The sequence below is a fragment of the Curtobacterium sp. MCBD17_032 genome (assembly GCF_003234855.1).
Classification (GTDB): domain Bacteria; phylum Actinomycetota; class Actinomycetes; order Actinomycetales; family Microbacteriaceae; genus Curtobacterium.
On sequence record NZ_QKTO01000020.1, the window covers coordinates 1 to 14,525 of the forward strand.

At 72.2% G+C, this 14,525-nt stretch carries 13 protein-coding genes; 10 read left to right on the forward strand and 3 right to left on the reverse strand.

The window, feature by feature from the left end; genetic code table 11:
- The first annotated feature begins 126 nt into the window (after positions 1–126).
- Both DEI91_RS15405 and holA read left to right on the forward strand, forming a co-directional pair.
- Positions 127–2,823 carry a ComEC/Rec2 family competence protein gene (locus tag DEI91_RS15405; RefSeq protein ID WP_181439651.1) on the forward strand — a complete coding sequence of 899 codons (2,697 nt, stop codon included), beginning with the start codon at positions 127–129 and terminating at the stop codon, positions 2,821–2,823.
- Complete coding sequence (holA, locus tag DEI91_RS15410; RefSeq protein ID WP_111053140.1) at positions 2,736–3,755, forward strand: DNA polymerase III subunit delta; 1,020 nt, start codon at positions 2,736–2,738, stop codon at positions 3,753–3,755. The genes DEI91_RS15405 and holA overlap by 88 nt, the downstream gene beginning before the upstream one ends.
- A gap of 347 nt (positions 3,756–4,102) precedes the next feature.
- Here the strand turns inward: holA and rpsT are convergent, their stop codons facing one another.
- Positions 4,103–4,363 (reverse strand): 30S ribosomal protein S20, encoded by a 261-nt coding sequence (gene rpsT / locus DEI91_RS15415; protein ID WP_110889633.1) that lies wholly within the window; start codon positions 4,361–4,363, stop codon positions 4,103–4,105.
- Between the two features lie 191 nt (positions 4,364–4,554).
- Between rpsT and DEI91_RS15420 the strand changes: the two genes are divergently transcribed.
- From DEI91_RS15420 to DEI91_RS15430, 3 genes are all read left to right on the forward strand, one after another.
- Positions 4,555–5,694, forward strand: a complete 1,140-nt coding sequence (locus DEI91_RS15420) for a pyridoxal phosphate-dependent aminotransferase (protein WP_111053141.1) — start codon at positions 4,555–4,557, stop codon at positions 5,692–5,694.
- An 85-nt stretch (positions 5,695–5,779) separates the two neighbouring features.
- Positions 5,780–7,627, forward strand: coding sequence for a translation elongation factor 4 (gene lepA / locus DEI91_RS15425; RefSeq protein ID WP_111053142.1), 1,848 nt, complete (start codon positions 5,780–5,782; stop codon positions 7,625–7,627).
- Positions 7,624–8,268: a DUF1990 family protein gene (locus DEI91_RS15430; protein WP_258374466.1), complete on the forward strand. Its 645-nt coding sequence runs from the start codon at positions 7,624–7,626 to the stop codon at positions 8,266–8,268. The genes lepA and DEI91_RS15430 overlap by 4 nt, the downstream gene beginning before the upstream one ends.
- 115 nt (positions 8,269–8,383) lie before the next feature.
- Here DEI91_RS15430 and DEI91_RS15435 read toward each other — a convergent pair whose 3' ends face one another.
- Positions 8,384–9,094: an HAD family hydrolase gene (locus tag DEI91_RS15435; protein WP_181439652.1), complete on the reverse strand. Its 711-nt coding sequence runs from the start codon at positions 9,092–9,094 to the stop codon at positions 8,384–8,386.
- A gap of 29 nt (positions 9,095–9,123) precedes the next feature.
- Between DEI91_RS15435 and hemW the strand changes: the two genes are divergently transcribed.
- Positions 9,124–10,341 (forward strand): radical SAM family heme chaperone HemW, encoded by a 1,218-nt coding sequence (gene hemW, locus DEI91_RS15440; RefSeq protein ID WP_111053162.1) that lies wholly within the window; start codon positions 9,124–9,126, stop codon positions 10,339–10,341.
- A 13-nt stretch (positions 10,342–10,354) separates the two neighbouring features.
- On the opposite strand, the gene DEI91_RS16880 is transcribed toward hemW, so the two are convergent.
- Positions 10,355–10,975: a DUF4870 domain-containing protein gene (locus DEI91_RS16880; RefSeq protein ID WP_309148064.1), complete on the reverse strand. Its 621-nt coding sequence runs from the start codon at positions 10,973–10,975 to the stop codon at positions 10,355–10,357.
- 124 nt (positions 10,976–11,099) lie between these two features.
- Between DEI91_RS16880 and hrcA the strand changes: the two genes are divergently transcribed.
- The 4 genes from hrcA (at position 11,100) to DEI91_RS15465 (ending at position 14,480) form a co-directional block, all read left to right on the forward strand.
- Complete coding sequence (gene hrcA / locus DEI91_RS15450; protein ID WP_111053144.1) at positions 11,100–12,122, forward strand: heat-inducible transcriptional repressor HrcA; 1,023 nt, start codon at positions 11,100–11,102, stop codon at positions 12,120–12,122.
- A 51-nt stretch (positions 12,123–12,173) separates the two neighbouring features.
- A complete protein-coding gene (dnaJ, locus tag DEI91_RS15455; RefSeq protein WP_111053145.1) occupies positions 12,174–13,286 on the forward strand; it encodes a molecular chaperone DnaJ in 1,113 nt (370 codons plus the stop codon).
- Positions 13,286–14,050 carry a 16S rRNA (uracil(1498)-N(3))-methyltransferase gene (locus DEI91_RS15460; protein ID WP_111053146.1) on the forward strand — a complete coding sequence of 255 codons (765 nt, stop codon included), beginning with the start codon at positions 13,286–13,288 and terminating at the stop codon, positions 14,048–14,050. Before dnaJ ends, DEI91_RS15460 begins: the two co-directional genes overlap by 1 nt.
- A 76-nt stretch (positions 14,051–14,126) precedes the next feature.
- On the forward strand, positions 14,127–14,480 hold the full coding sequence (locus DEI91_RS15465) for a histidine triad nucleotide-binding protein (protein WP_111053147.1): 354 nt from the start codon (positions 14,127–14,129) through the stop codon (positions 14,478–14,480).
- The last annotated feature ends 45 nt before the right edge of the window (positions 14,481–14,525 follow it).

The following is a 14,525-nucleotide window of genomic DNA, read 5'->3' on the forward strand; positions in this document are numbered from 1 at the left end:
GGGCCGACGGGGGCGGGGTCGACGGGAGTGTGGACGCCTCGCACGGCGCCACACGATCCGGACGCACGCGACCTCGACCTCCGGGATGCCGTTCCGGTCGCCGCCGGTCGGATGCAGCGTGCGTCCGTGGCCGATCTCCGGCTCGCCGGGCCGGCCGCAGGGACATGGGTCGTCGTCGCGCTCGTGGTCGGCGTCCCGCAGGCAGCCGGGTGGGTCGGCGTGGTGGCGGCTGCCCTGGCGACGGCGGCGCTCGGGACGATCGTGCTCCGGTGCCGGGACGAGCCGTCAGCGCTCGGCTGTCCCTCCCTGGGCCGGCAACCGTCCACACCGAGCACGACGGCCGCGGTGCGGGCAGTGGCAGCCCTGGTGCTGACGACCGCGCTCCTCGTCGATCTGGTGTCCGTGGCGGTCGCGGCGGGTCAGGGACGACGGGAACCGCCGGCCGTCCGTGACGCGACCGGTCAGGCAGTGCACGCGCAGGTGCGCCTCGACCGCGATCTCGCGCCCGCCGACCGGTCCGTGGTCGGGACGCTCCTGGCGGTCGGAGAGCGCACCTCGCGGCACGACGGCCTGCGCGTCCCGGTCCGGATCGTGCCCGCGCTCGACGAGTCGCGTCGGGAGGCGCTCGCGGCCGGGTCGGTCGTCCAGGTCCGCGGTCAGCTGGAGGCTGACGAGCCCGGAGCGCCGACGGCGTTCGTCCTCTTCGTCCGCGGTGACCTCGGTCCGGCCGCACCGCCGCACGGCCTGCTCGGCGGCACCGCAGCCGCTCGGTCCGCCTTCGTCGCCGTCACCGCCGACCTGCCCGAACCCGGTGCCGCGCTGCTCCGCGGCTTGGCCATCGGCGACCGGTCCGGACTCGACGCGGACACCGAGCAGGCCATGGAGGCGTCGGCACTGACACACCTCACCGCCGTCTCGGGTTCGAACTGCGCGGTCGTCGTCGCGGTGGTGGTGGTGCTCGGACGGGCAGCAGGTGCTCCTCGTGCGGTGCGTGCCGCTGCTGCGATCGTGGTGTTGCTCGGGTTCATGGTGCTCGTGCGACCGGACCCGTCCATCACCCGTGCATCCGTGATGGCGATCGTGGCGCTCGTCGTGCACGTGGGTGGGCGGCCGGTCCGCGGTGTCCCGCTCATCGCGCTCGCCGTCGTCGGGATGCTCGTCGTCGACCCGTGGGTGGCGCGGTCACCCGCGTTCGCGCTCTCGGTCCTGGCGACCACCGGGATCGTCGTCCTCGGTCCACCGCTGACGGACCTCCTCACGCGACGGCTGTGGCCCCCGATGGCGGCGGCGGTCGCCGTGCCCGTCGCCGCCCAGATCGCGTGCTGGCCCGTCACCGTCACACTGTCTCCCACACTGCCGACGTACGCCGTGCCGGCCAACCTGCTCGCCGAGGTGCTCGCACCGGTAGCCACCGTCGGAGGGCTCGTGGCGTGCCTCCTCGCGCCGGTGTGGCCGTCCGGAGCACACCTGCTCGCGACCGTCGGGTGGGTCCCCGCCGCCGCCATCGGTGGCATCGCGGACAGCGCAGCGGCACTGCCGGCGGCCTCGGTGCCCTGGCCGGCCGCCCCGGCCGGGTCTATCCTCGCGTCCCTGGTGTGCGCCGCGCTGGTGGTCGCGGTGCTCCGTCCCGGGAGGGTCCGCCGGACGGCGTGCATCGGCGCGGCCATGACGGTCGTGCTCGGCATCAGCACGGTGACCGTGCCCGACGTGCTCGTCCGGAGGACGGTGCCGACGGGCTGGACCACCGCCATGTGCGACGTCGGCCAGGGCGATGCCACCCTGCTCCGGAGCGACGGGCAGACGGCACTCGTCGACACCGGGGACGACCCCGAGCGACTCCGTGCGTGTCTCACCCTGCTCGGCATCGAGCACGTGGACCTCCTCGTCCTGACGCACTTCGACCGCGACCACGTCGGCGCGGTCGACGAGGTCGCGGACCAGGTGGACACCGCCCTCGTCGGACCGGTCGGCCGGCCCGCGGACGCGCGCGTGGTGTCCGCGCTCCGGACGGCCGGTGTCGACGTCCGCAACGCCGCCGACGGGACCGGGGGTGTCCTCGGCGACCTGCGGTGGCGGGTGGTCTGGCCGCCGGCCGGTGACGACCGTGCCGGGAACGCGGCGAGCATCGTCGTGCGCGTCGATCCGGCACCCGGCCGGTCCTGCCCAGGCTGTGTGACGGCGGTGTTGCTCGGGGACCTGGGGGAGGACGCGCAGCGGCGACTCCTGCAGGCCGCGCCGCCGGAGAGCCTGTCCCCGGTGGACGTCGTCAAGGTCGCACACCACGGATCCGCCGACCAGGACCCCGAGCTCTACCGCGTGCTCGCCGCCCGCGTCGGCTTGATCGGGGTCGGGGCCGACAACGACTACGGGCACCCCACGGAGCGGGCACTCGAGATGCTCGCCGCCGCCGGCACCACCGCGTTCCGGACGGACCGGTCGGGCACGATCGTCATCCGGGGCCGGGAGCCAGCGGACGGGGGCGACGGTGCTGTCGAGGGAGACAGCGGCGGCACGGCCGGTCCTCGCCCACTCGAGGTGTGGACCGAGCGTCACGAGGACGACAGCGGCCCGGACCAGCGTTCGTCCCACGACGGCGACAGGACCACGGCCCCGGGCGCCGTGGTCGGCCGGGGCCGTCGGTTGTCGCCCGTAGGATCGAGGCGACCTCGACCGCTCCTGCCGACCGTGCAGCGGACGGGCCGGCGTCGCCACCCAGCACCACCGGAAGGACCCGCATGCCCGCCAAGAAGCCCGCGCGCGCCGCAGCGAAGATCGACCAGGTCCCGTGGTCGGCGATCCGTCCCGCCCCGGTCGTCCTGGTGACCGGCGCCGAGACCTTCCTGGCCGAGCGCTCGATCGGCATGCTCCGCGACCTGCTCGTCGGAGAGGACCCTGCGCTGGAGGTCCACGGCCTCGAGGCGGACCAGTACGCTCCGGGACTGCTGGCGACCCTGGCGAGCCCGTCCCTGTTCGGCGAGCCGCGTCTCGTGCGCGTCACGAACGTCGAGAAGTGCACCGACGCGTTCATCACCGAGAGCATCTCGTACCTGCAGAGCCCCGCTGACGACGTCACCCTCGTGCTGCGACACGGCGGGGGAGTCCGCGGCAAGAAGCTCCTCGACACCATCCGCAGCGGGGTCGGCGGCGGCATCGAGGTCCAGTGCGACGAGATCAAGCGCGACACCGACCGCATCGACTTCGTCAACGCCGAGTTCCGTGCCGCCCGCCGGAAGATCGCGCCCTCCGCCGTACGGACGCTCGTCGCCGCGTTCGCCGACGACCTCGCCGAACTCGCCGCGGCCTGCCGACAGCTCCTCGCCGACGAGGCCGACGAGATCACCGACCGCACCGTCGACAAGTACTACGGCGGACGGGTCGAGACGAACGCCTTCAAGGTGGCCGACATCGCCCTCGCAGGCCGTTCCGCCCCGGCGATCGTCGAACTGCGGCACGCCCTCGCGACCGGCGAAGCTCCCGTGCCGATCGTCGCCGCCTTCGCGAGCAAGATCCGCACGATGGCGAAGGTGAGTTCCTTCCGCGGGTCGAGCGGGCAGGCCGCTTCCGCCCTCGGCCTCGCGCCGTGGCAGGTGCAGCGTGCCCAGCGCGACGTCGCGGGATGGAGCGAAGCCGGCCTCGCGAACGCGATCACGAGCATCGCCGAAGCGGACGCTGCCGTGAAGGGCGGTTCCCGTGACGCGCACTTCGCCCTCGAGCTGATGGTCCGCACCATCGCCCGTCGCGGCGAGGCCCGCTGACGCCTGCCGGCTGGGCTCCACCTCCGTGGACCATCGGCGTCTCGTCGACGCTCCCAGCGTCGGCCACGGTCGGTGCTGCTCGTCCGCGGCTGCGATCGGCCGTGGTTCCGATCGTCACTGCACAACGACATCCCGTCCGAACCGCCGACTCCCACGGTGCCGACCGGATCCGGCTGGCGAAGACCGGCTGACACCACGTCAGCGCAGCCGCAGCCGCACCGTAGCCGCAGCCGCACCGCAGCCGGCACCGCAGCCGCAGCCGCAGCCGCAGCCGCACCGCGGCCGCGCCGGCAACGACGAAGGCCCCGCACCACCGGTGCAGGGCCTTCGATCGTCAGCGACTCAGATCAGAGCGCGGAGACCTTCTTCGCGATGGCCGACTTGCGGTTCGCGGCCTGGTTCTTGTGGATGACACCCTTGCTCACGGCCTTGTCGAGCTTCTTCGCAGCGAGCGACAGGGCGGCGACGGCCTTGTCCTTGTCGCCCGAGGCGATGGCCTCGTTGGTGTGACGGATGTACGTCTTCAGCTCCGACTTGTACGCCTTGTTGCGGTCGGTGGCCTTCTGGTTGGTCTTGATGCGCTTGAGCTGCGACTTGATGTTCGCCATGCGTGTTGCTCCTGGTTTCGTCTCGGACGGGTGGTTGCGATCCCGGGTAGAGGGGCCCTTCGTCGCATCGCGTTCCACCCGTGGGCGACGGAACGCGTAAGCCAGCCAGCAACGTTACCAGGCCGACCCCGCGTCACCAAAGCGCAACACGTCGGACATGCGGCGGAACCGGGACGGGTTACGGTGACGGGATGCCGTCCCTCGCGCCCCGCATCGACACCGTCCCGCCGTCGGGCATCCGCCGCGTGTTCGAGCAGGCGTCGCTCCTCGACGACGTCACGATGCTCGTGATCGGCGAGCCGGACGTGCCCGTCGCGAAGCACATCGGTGACGCCGCCCGTCGCGCGTGGGCTGAGGACCGCACCGACTACGGCCCGAACGGCGGCATCCCGCAGCTGCGTCAGGCGATCCAGGAGAAGCTCCGGCGCGAGAACCGGGTGGACGTCGACCTGGAGCAGGTGTGGGTGACCGTCGGCGCGACGCAGGCGCTCTTCACCGCGATGACGCTCGTGCTCTCGCCCGGGGACGAGGTCCTGGTGCCGGACCCCGGGTACACGACCTTCACGATGAACGCGCACATCATCGGCGCCGACCCGGTGCCGTACCAGCTGTCGCCGGCGCACGGCTTCGAGCCCGACCTCGCCGCCCTGGAGGCGCGGATCACCGACCGCACGCGCGCGATCGTCGTCAACTCGCCGTCCAACCCCCTCGGCTCCGTCTTCGGCGAACAGACGCTGCGGGACCTGCTGGCCCTCGCGAAGCGCCACGACCTGTGGGTCATCAGCGACGAGGTCTACGAGTACTTCACCTACGGCACCCGGCACGTCAGCCTGGCCTCGCTCGACGAGGACGACCGGGTGTTCTCCGCCTTCTCGCTGAGCAAGACCTACGCCATGACCGGCGTCCGGGTCGGCTACCTCGTGACGCCGAAGGGCCTGGGCCCGACCATGCGGACCGTGCAGGAGTCGATGATCAGCTGCGTGGCCGAACCCGACCAGTGGGCGGCCCTCGCCGCGATCGTCGGCGACCACTCGCCCGTGCAGGACGCCCGGGAGCACTACCGCCGGAACCTGGAGATCGCGACGGGTGTGCTCGACGCCGCCGGCATCCGGTACAACGACCCGCAGGGCGCGTTCTACCTCTGGATCGACGTCTCGCACGCGACGGACGGCGACGTCGCCGAGTGGGCGCTGGCGTTCCTGCAGCGGGAGCGGGTCGCCGTCGCGCCGGGCAGTGCCTTCGGTCGGACCGGCGAAGGCTGGATCCGCGTCTGCCTCGCGGCGACGCCCGAGGACCTCCGACGCGGACTCGGCGCCCTGCCGACACCCTGACCGTCCACGGACACCCGCCCACTGCGCGCCGCCGGGGCGTCGGCATGGGACAATCGACGGACCGTCCGACCCACCCCGAGGAACCGTGAGCCCACAAGCATCTGCGCCGCTCGAGCCCGCCTCGACGCCGGCCGCCGCGATCCGCAACTTCTGCATCATCGCGCACATCGACCACGGCAAGTCCACGCTGGCCGACCGCATGCTGTCGATCACCGGCATCGTCGAGGACCGGGCGATGCGCGCGCAGTACCTCGACCGGATGGACATCGAGCGCGAACGCGGCATCACGATCAAGTCCCAGGCCGTCCGCATGCCGTGGGAGCTCGACGGCGAGACCTTCGCGCTGAACATGATCGACACGCCGGGTCACGTCGACTTCTCGTACGAGGTCTCGCGGTCACTCGCGGCGTGCGAGGGCGCGATCCTCCTGGTGGACGCCGCCCAGGGCATCGAGGCGCAGACGCTCGCGAACCTGTACCTGGCGCTCGAGAACGACCTCGAGATCATCCCGGTCCTCAACAAGATCGACCTGCCGGCCGCCGAGCCGGAGAAGTACGCGGCCGAGCTCGCGCAGCTCATCGGCGGGAAGCCGGAGGACGTCCTGCGGGTGTCCGGCAAGACCGGCGAGGGCGTCGCCGAGCTGCTCGACCGGGTCGTGCGCACGGTCCCGGCCCCGGTCGGCACGGTCGACGCGGCACCGCGCGCGATGATCTTCGACTCGGTGTACGACAGCTACCGCGGTGTCGTGACGTACGTGCGGATGATCGACGGGTCGATCAAGCCGCGCGAGAAGGTCCAGATGATGTCGACCAAGTCGACGCACGAGATCCTCGAGATCGGGGTGTCGAGCCCCGAGCCGTCCCCGACGAAGGGGCTCTCCGTCGGCGAGGTCGGGTACCTCATCACCGGCGTGAAGGACGTCCGCCAGTCCAAGGTCGGCGACACGGTCACGAGCGCGCAGCGTCCGGCGACCGAGGCGCTGTCCGGCTACACGGACCCGAAGCCGATGGTCTTCTCGGGCCTCTACCCGATCGACGGCAGCGACTACCCGGTCCTGCGCGAGGCGCTCGACAAGCTCAAGCTGTCCGACGCGGCTCTGGTGTACGAGCCGGAGACCTCGGTGGCGCTCGGCTTCGGCTTCCGGTGCGGGTTCCTCGGTCTGCTCCACCTCGAGATCATCACCGAGCGGCTCCGACGCGAGTTCGACCTCGACCTCATCACGACCGCGCCGAGCGTGGTCTACGAGGTCACGACCGAGGACAACACGGTCACCGAGGTCACGAACCCGTCGGAGTTCCCGACCGGCCGCATCGTCGAGGTGCGCGAGCCGATGGTCCGCGCGGCGATCCTCGCCCCGAAGGACTACGTCGGCGCGATCATGGACCTCTGCCAGCAGCGGCGCGGTTCCCTGCTCGGCATGGAGTACCTCGGTGAGGACCGCGTCGAGATCCGCTACGAGATCCCGCTCGGCGAGATCGTCTTCGACTTCTTCGACCAGCTGAAGAGCAAGACGCAGGGCTACGCGAGCCTCGACTACGAGCCCACCGGCGACCAGGCGGCCGACCTCGTGAAGGTCGACATCCTGCTGCAGGGCGACCAGGTCGACGCGTTCAGCGCGATCGTGCACCGCGAGAAGGCCTACGCCTACGGCACGCTCATGACCGAGCGGCTGCGCAAGCTCATCCCGCGCCAGCAGTTCGAGGTCCCGATCCAGGCCGCGATCGGCGCCCGCATCATCGCCCGCGAGAGCATCCGTGCGATGCGCAAGGACGTCCTGGCGAAGTGCTACGGCGGTGACATCACCCGCAAGCGCAAGCTCCTCGAGAAGCAGAAGGAGGGCAAGAAGCGCATGAAGACCATCGGCCGGGTCGAGGTCCCGCAGGAGGCCTTCATCGCGGCGCTCTCGGGCGACGTGGAAGAGAAGAAGAAGTGAGCCGCGGGCAGTACCGGACCGCCCTGACGTACGGCGCGGTCGGCGCGACCCAGGCCTCGGACCTGATGACGTACCCGCCGGAGGGCTTCACACCAGCGGAGTCCCGCGCCCGCATCGGGCACGGCGACCAGCGGTTCGAGACGGCGGTGATGCAGGCGCTGACGTGGCAGATCCAGGAGCGCAGCGGCATGGGTGTCCGGGTCGAGGACGCACCCGAGGACGACGAGGTCCGGTACAACCCGGTCACCTTCGACGAGCACGGCGTCCCGATCGCGCCGGCTTCGATCGGGTCGGCCCGCGTCGAACGGACCACGCCGGACGGTACGCCGCTCGTGACGGCGGGCACGACGGCGACCCTGACGATGCACGCGTTCGGGCAGACGGTGCACGCGCCGGTGCGGGTCGTGGCGATCATCGACGAGCGCGACCGGAAGGGCTTCGCCTACGGAACCCTCGAGGGGCACCCGCTCTCGGGCGAGGAGTCCTTCGTCATCGAGCGCACGCCGGACGGTTCGGTCTGGCTGCAGGTCCGGCAGTTCTCGCAGCCGGCGAGCCGGAAGTGGCGCTTCGTCGCCCCGCTCGTCCGCCGTCAGCAGCGGGTGATGGCCGAGAAGTACCTCGCCGCGCTCCGCGGTGACTGATCCGGCGACCCCCTGACCCCCGCAACCCCCTGACCGGCTGCCCGTCGAGGCGGACCGGCACCGGGCCTCCCGGCCTGGAGGCCCGCCCCACGCCCGGCGCACCGGCCACCCGCGCCTACGCGAGCGGCGCGAGCTCCGCGATCGCGTTCTCGATGAGGCTCGCGTCGGCGACGCAGTCGCGCGCGACCGCCACCGCGCTCGTCGCGCGGAGTGCGTCGACGTCGTAGACGCCGGTCGCGACGGCGAGGAACGGGATGCCGACGGCGTCGGCTGCCTCGCCGTCGCGGGGCGTGTCGCCGACGATCACGGCCCGGGTGCCGCCCAGCGCAGCGGCCGCGAGTGCGGTCACCCCCGACCGCTCGACCTGCTCGTCCCCGAAGTACGAGTGGTCCCAGTCGAAGGCGTCGACGTCGAAACCCGCACCGAGCAGCTTGATCCGGGCCCGGTGGGCGGAGTTGCCGGTGAGCAGGCCGTTGCGCCAGCCGAGCGAGGCGAACCGCCGGACGAGGTCGATCGCACCCGGGGCAGGCGTGCGACGGTCGCCGGACCGGTGCCGCTCCTCCGACAGGTCGCGCAGGTGCCCGCTCACGGTCGGGACGAGGTCGTCCTCGAGGTGGTGGGCACGGACGTGCTCGACGATGATCCCCGCGTCGGTGCGGCCGTGCTGGTGGCCGACGAGGAGCGGCAGGTCCCGACCGAGGGCCCGCTCGAGGGCCAGGTGGTACAGGTTCCCGGGGGACGCCGCGTTGCGCACCAGCGTGCCGTCGATGTCCCACAACACCGTGGTGGGGACGGGGGCCGGGGGCGGGACGGGCTGGTGCTCCATGGCCTCCATGATGACGGACAATGGTCTCCATGCCGAGTGCTCTCCCGATCGCCGACCCCGCTCCCGCGGACGGACTGGTCGAACCGGCCCCCGGGACCGGCGAGGTCCCCTTCGGCGTCTACGTCCACGTGCCGTTCTGCCGTGTCCGCTGCGGGTACTGCGATTTCAACACGTACACGGCCTCGGAGCTCCGCGGGGTCCGCCGCGACGACTACGCCGGCCACGCGCTGCGCGAGATCGCGTTCGCCGACCGGGTGCTCGAGCGCTCCGGGGTCCCGCGCCGCCCGGTGTCGACGGTCTTCTTCGGCGGTGGCACCCCGACCATGCTGCCGGCGTCCGACCTGGCGATGATCCTCCGGGCGATCGACGACACGTGGGGCATCGTCCCCGGGGCCGAGATCACGACCGAGGCGAACCCGGACTCCGTCGACGCCGACTCGATCGCGACCCTGCAGCGGGCGGGGTTCACGCGCATGAGCTACGGCATGCAGTCGGCGGTGCCGCACGTGCTCGCGACCCTCGACCGCACCCACGACCCGGAGCGGGTGCCGGTCGTCGTCGACCTCGCGAAGCAGCAGGGGCTCGACGTCAGCCTCGACCTCATCTACTCGACGCCGGGGGAGTCCCTCGACGACTGGCGGACGTCGCTCGACGCCGCGATCGCGTGCGCGCCGGACCACGTGTCGGCGTACTCGCTCATCGTCGAGGACGGGACCGCGATGGGCCGGGCCGTTGCGCGGGGGGAACTGCCCGCGCCGGACGACGACCTCGCGGCGGACATGTACGAGCTCGCCGACCGGGTGCTCCGCGACGCCGGCTACGACTGGTACGAGGTCTCGAACTGGGCCCGTGGTCCGGAGCACGCGAGCCGGCACAACCTGTCGTACTGGAAGGGCCACGACTGGTGGGGCATCGGTCCCGGAGCGCACTCCGCGGTCGCCGGGACGCGCTGGTGGAACGTCAAGCACCCGGCGGCGTACGCGGCCAAGGTGCTGCAGGACGTGTCGCCCGCGGCCGGACGCGAGACGCTGGACGCCGAGACGCGGTACGTCGAGCGGGTGCTCCTCGCCGCACGGGTGCGCGGTGAGCTGCGCACCGACGAACTCCGCCAGGAGGCCCGGGGCCGTGTCGCCGGGCTCATCGCGCGTGGGCTCGTGGACGGTCGGGCCGCCCTCGGCGGCTCCCTGGAGCTGACGCTCCAGGGCCGCCTGCTCGCGGACGCCGTCGTGCGCGACCTGCTCGACTAGCGGCCCGACGGCGTCAGGACTTCACGAACTCGATCGAGAGCGGGTACTTGTAGAACTGCCCCTGGTTCGCCGCGACGGCGGCCATGATCCCGAACACGATCGACACGACCGCGGCCGCTGCGATGACCAGGAACCCGACGCCGAGCACGGAGGTCAGGCCACCGGCGAAGTACGCGATCGCCATCGTGATGTGGAAGTTCAGTGCCACCCGCGTGTGCTCGCGCACGAACTGCCCGCGGTCCCGCAGCACGAAGTAGGCGACGAGCGGGACCAGGAGGTTGAAGAAGATCCCGCCGACGTGCGTCAGGGTCGCCCAGAGTCGCTGGTCCTCGGGGGTCATCGGCTGCGGCGGCTGGTACCCGTTCGGGTACTGCTGGCCGGGCCGGTCCCACCCGCCGTACTGCTGACCGTTCCCCGTCGCCTTCCCACCGGGGTACTGGCCGCCGGGGTACTGCCCGCCGGGGGTCTGCCCGCCGGGGTACTGCCCGCCGGGGTTCTGGCCCCCGTACTGCTGGCCGCCGGGGTACTGCCCGCCCGGGGTCTGGCCGCCGGGGTACGGCCCGCCGTGCTGCTGTCCGTCGGGCGTGCCGTCCCGGTGCTGCTCGGGGCCGCCGGGCTCCTGTCCGTAGCTCATGCCCGCAGCGTACCGAGCCGCCTGTGCAGAAGTCCCGCGGGGTCGGCGGTCAGGCGTAAGATCAGCACTCGGCGGGTGAGAGTGCCAGCCGGAGAGCACGTCAGCACGAGCGGAAGGGGTACCGGTGGTCAGCGAACGCAGTCTCGAGGTCCTCAAGGCCATCGTGCGCGACTACGTCGCCTCCCGCGAGCCGGTGGGGTCGAAGACGATCGTCGAGCGGCACGCGTTCGGCGTGAGCGCGGCCACGATCCGCAACGACATGGCGCAGCTCGAGGACGAGCAGCTCATCATCGCGCCGCACACCTCGTCCGGCCGGGTGCCCACCGACAAGGGGTACCGCGTCTTCGTGGACCACCTCGCGGCCGCACGCCCGCTCTCCGGTGCCCAGCGCCAGGCGATCGAGACCTTCCTGGGCGCCTCGAACGACCTCGACGACGTCCTCACCCGCACGGTCCGCCTGCTCAGCCAGCTGACGAACCAGGTCGCGCTGGTGCAGTACCCGACGATGGGCCACGCGCGCGTGCAGCACGTCGAGCTCGTCCGGCTCGCCGACACCCGGCTCATGGTGGTCCTCATCACCGACACCGCCCGGGTCGAGCAGCGGGTGATCGAGACCGACGTGCCGTTCGACGAGTCCGCGCTGTCCGAGGTCCGTGCCGTCGTGAACGGTGCCACCGTCGGTCTGCCGCTGCAGGACGCTCCGCACGCGCTCCGCGCGATCCCCGGGCAGCTCCGGCCGGAGGTCCAGCCGCTCGCCGGCGTGGTCGTGGCGAGCCTGGTCGAGCAGGTCGCGGCCAACCGGCAGGACCGCCTGCTGATGGCCGGCGCGGCGAACCTGGCGAAGAGCGAGCAGGACTTCTCCGGCGGGCTCTTCCCGGTGCTCGAGGCCGTCGAGGAACAGGTCACCCTGCTCCGGTTGTTCGGGGAGATGCAGGTCGACGACATCGCGGTCGCGGCGAGCATCGGCGCCGAGAACGCGGAGTACGGCCTCGACGCGACGAGCATCGTCGCGGGCGGCTACCTCGCCGCCCGGGGCGAGATCGCCCGGCTCGGCGTCCTCGGCCCGACCAGGATGGACTACGGCACGAACATGGCCGCCGTCCGCGCGGTCGCCCGCTACCTGTCACGGTTGCTCGGCGAGAACTGACCGCCGTGTCCGACACCACCCCCGCCCACCCACGCACCCCCTGAGGAACACTTGGCAGACCACTACGACGTCCTCGGCGTCCCGCGCGACGCCTCCGATGCCGACATCAAGAAGGCGTACCGGCGGCTCGCACGCGAACTGCACCCGGACGTGAACCCGAGTCCCGACGCCGCCGAGCGCTTCAAGGACGTCACGCACGCGTACGACGTCCTCAGCGACCCGGAGCAGCGCCGCCGGTTCGACGCCGGTGGGCAGGACAGCCCGTTCGGAGGCGGAGCCGGCGGCTTCAGCGACATCTTCGACGCCTTCTTCGGTGGCGGAGGCGGCGGTGGTGGCCGGGGGACCGGGCCGCGGAGTCGAGCCGAACGCGGACAGGACGCCCTGCTGCGGCTCGAGGTCGACCTCGACGAGGTCGTCTTCGGCACGCACAAGGACCTCGAGGTCGACACCGCCGTGCTCTGCGACACGTGCGGTGGTTCGTGCTGTGCCCCGGGGACGAGTCCCCAGACCTGCGACATCTGCGGCGGTTCCGGGCACATCCAGCGCCAGGTCCGCTCGCTCCTCGGCAACGTCGTGACGAGTGCCCCCTGCGGGACCTGCCGCGGCTACGGCACGGTCATCCCGAACCCCTGCCCGACGTGTCAGGGACAGGGCCGCGTCCGCGCCCGTCGGACGGTCCCGGTCGACGTCCCCGCCGGCGTCGACACCGGCCTCCGGCTGCAGATGCCCGGCCAGGGCGAGGTCGGCCCGGCCGGCGGTCCCGCCGGCGACCTGTACCTCGAGGTCCGGGTGCGCCACCACGACGTGTTCAGCCGCGACGGCGACGACCTCCTCGCGACGCTCGAGGTCCCGATGACGGACGCGATCCTCGGTGCCACGACGACGATCGACGGGCTCGACGGTCCGGTGGAACTCGAACTCCGTCCGGGCGTCCAGAGCGCCGACGTCCTGGTCATCAAGGACCGCGGCGTCACCAAGCTGCGCGGCTCCGGGCGCGGCGACCTGAAGGTCGGCGTGCACGTGGTCACCCCGACCAAGCTCTCGCACAAGGAGCGGCAGCTCGTCGAACAGCTCGCCAAGACGCACAAGGCCGGCGCACCCCAGCTGTCCCGCTTCCAGCAGGGCATGTTCGGGAAGCTCCGCGACCGGTTCTTCAACTTCTGATGGCCTCGCTGTACCTCGTCGACGCGCTCGACGGCGTCGCCGTCGGCGGTCAGGTGTCGCTCGACGGCGCCGAGGGCCGCCACGCCGTGACGGTGTCGCGCGTGCGGGTCGGCGAGCAGCTCCGGCTGTCCGACGGACGCGGCACGGTCGTGGCGGGGTCGGTGGCCTCCGTCGGCAAGGACTCCCTGGTCCTGACCGTCGCGACGGTCGAGGTCGACGCGGCCCTGCGGCCGTCGCTGACGCTCGTGCAGGCCCTCGCGAAGGGCGGACGCGACGAGATGGCCGTGCAGGCCGCGACCGAGATCGGCGTGGACCGCATCGTGCCGTGGGCGGCCGCGCGCAGCGTCTCGCGCTGGGACGGCCCGAAGGTCGACAAGGGCCGCGCCCGCTGGGCGGCGATCGCGCAGGAGGCCGCCAAGCAGGCGATCCGCGCACGGGTGCCGCAGGTGCTGGCTCCGGTGACGACGGCGCAGCTCGCCGGCGGGGCGGGAACGGCCGCGGCCGCGCTCGGACAGGAGGCCCGACGCACCCTGGTCCTGTTGGAACCGACCGCCACGGTCCGGTTGGCCACCTGGGACCTGCCGACCGACGCGGACGAGATCGCGCTCGTCGTCGGCCCGGAGGGCGGGATCGACCCGTCGGAACTGGAGCGACTCGAGGCGGCCGGCGCGGTCCGGGTCCGCCTGGGCGACACCGTCCTGCGGACGTCCACCGCCGGGCCGGCCGCACTCGCGGTGCTGCAGGCACGGCTCGGACGCTGGTGAGCGACCACCGCGCTGATCGGACCCGGTGCACGCGACGGGAAGGCGCGGCGTCGGTCGCGCGTTCTACGATGGTGCCATGACCAGCACCGAGCCGAGCGTCTTCACGAAGATCGTCGCGCGCGAGATCCCGGCGACGATCGTCGCCGAGGACGACCGCGTCATCGCCTTCGAGGACATCGCACCGAAGGCCCCGGTGCACGTCCTCGTCGTCCCGAAGACCCAGCAGTACGCGACCGTGAGCGAGCTCGCGAGCGCGGACCCCGGGTTGCTCGCCCACGTCGTGGCCACCGCTCAGCGCATCGCCGACGAGCGCGCCGGCGGTCAGTTCCGACTCGTGTTCAACTCCGGCGAAGCCGCCGGCCAGACCGTGTTCCACGTGCACGCGCACGTACTCGCAGGAGACCTGCAGGAAGGCACCCTTGCCAGCTGACGAACCAGCCACCACCGAGTCGGAGTCCGTCTCCGAGCCCGTCTC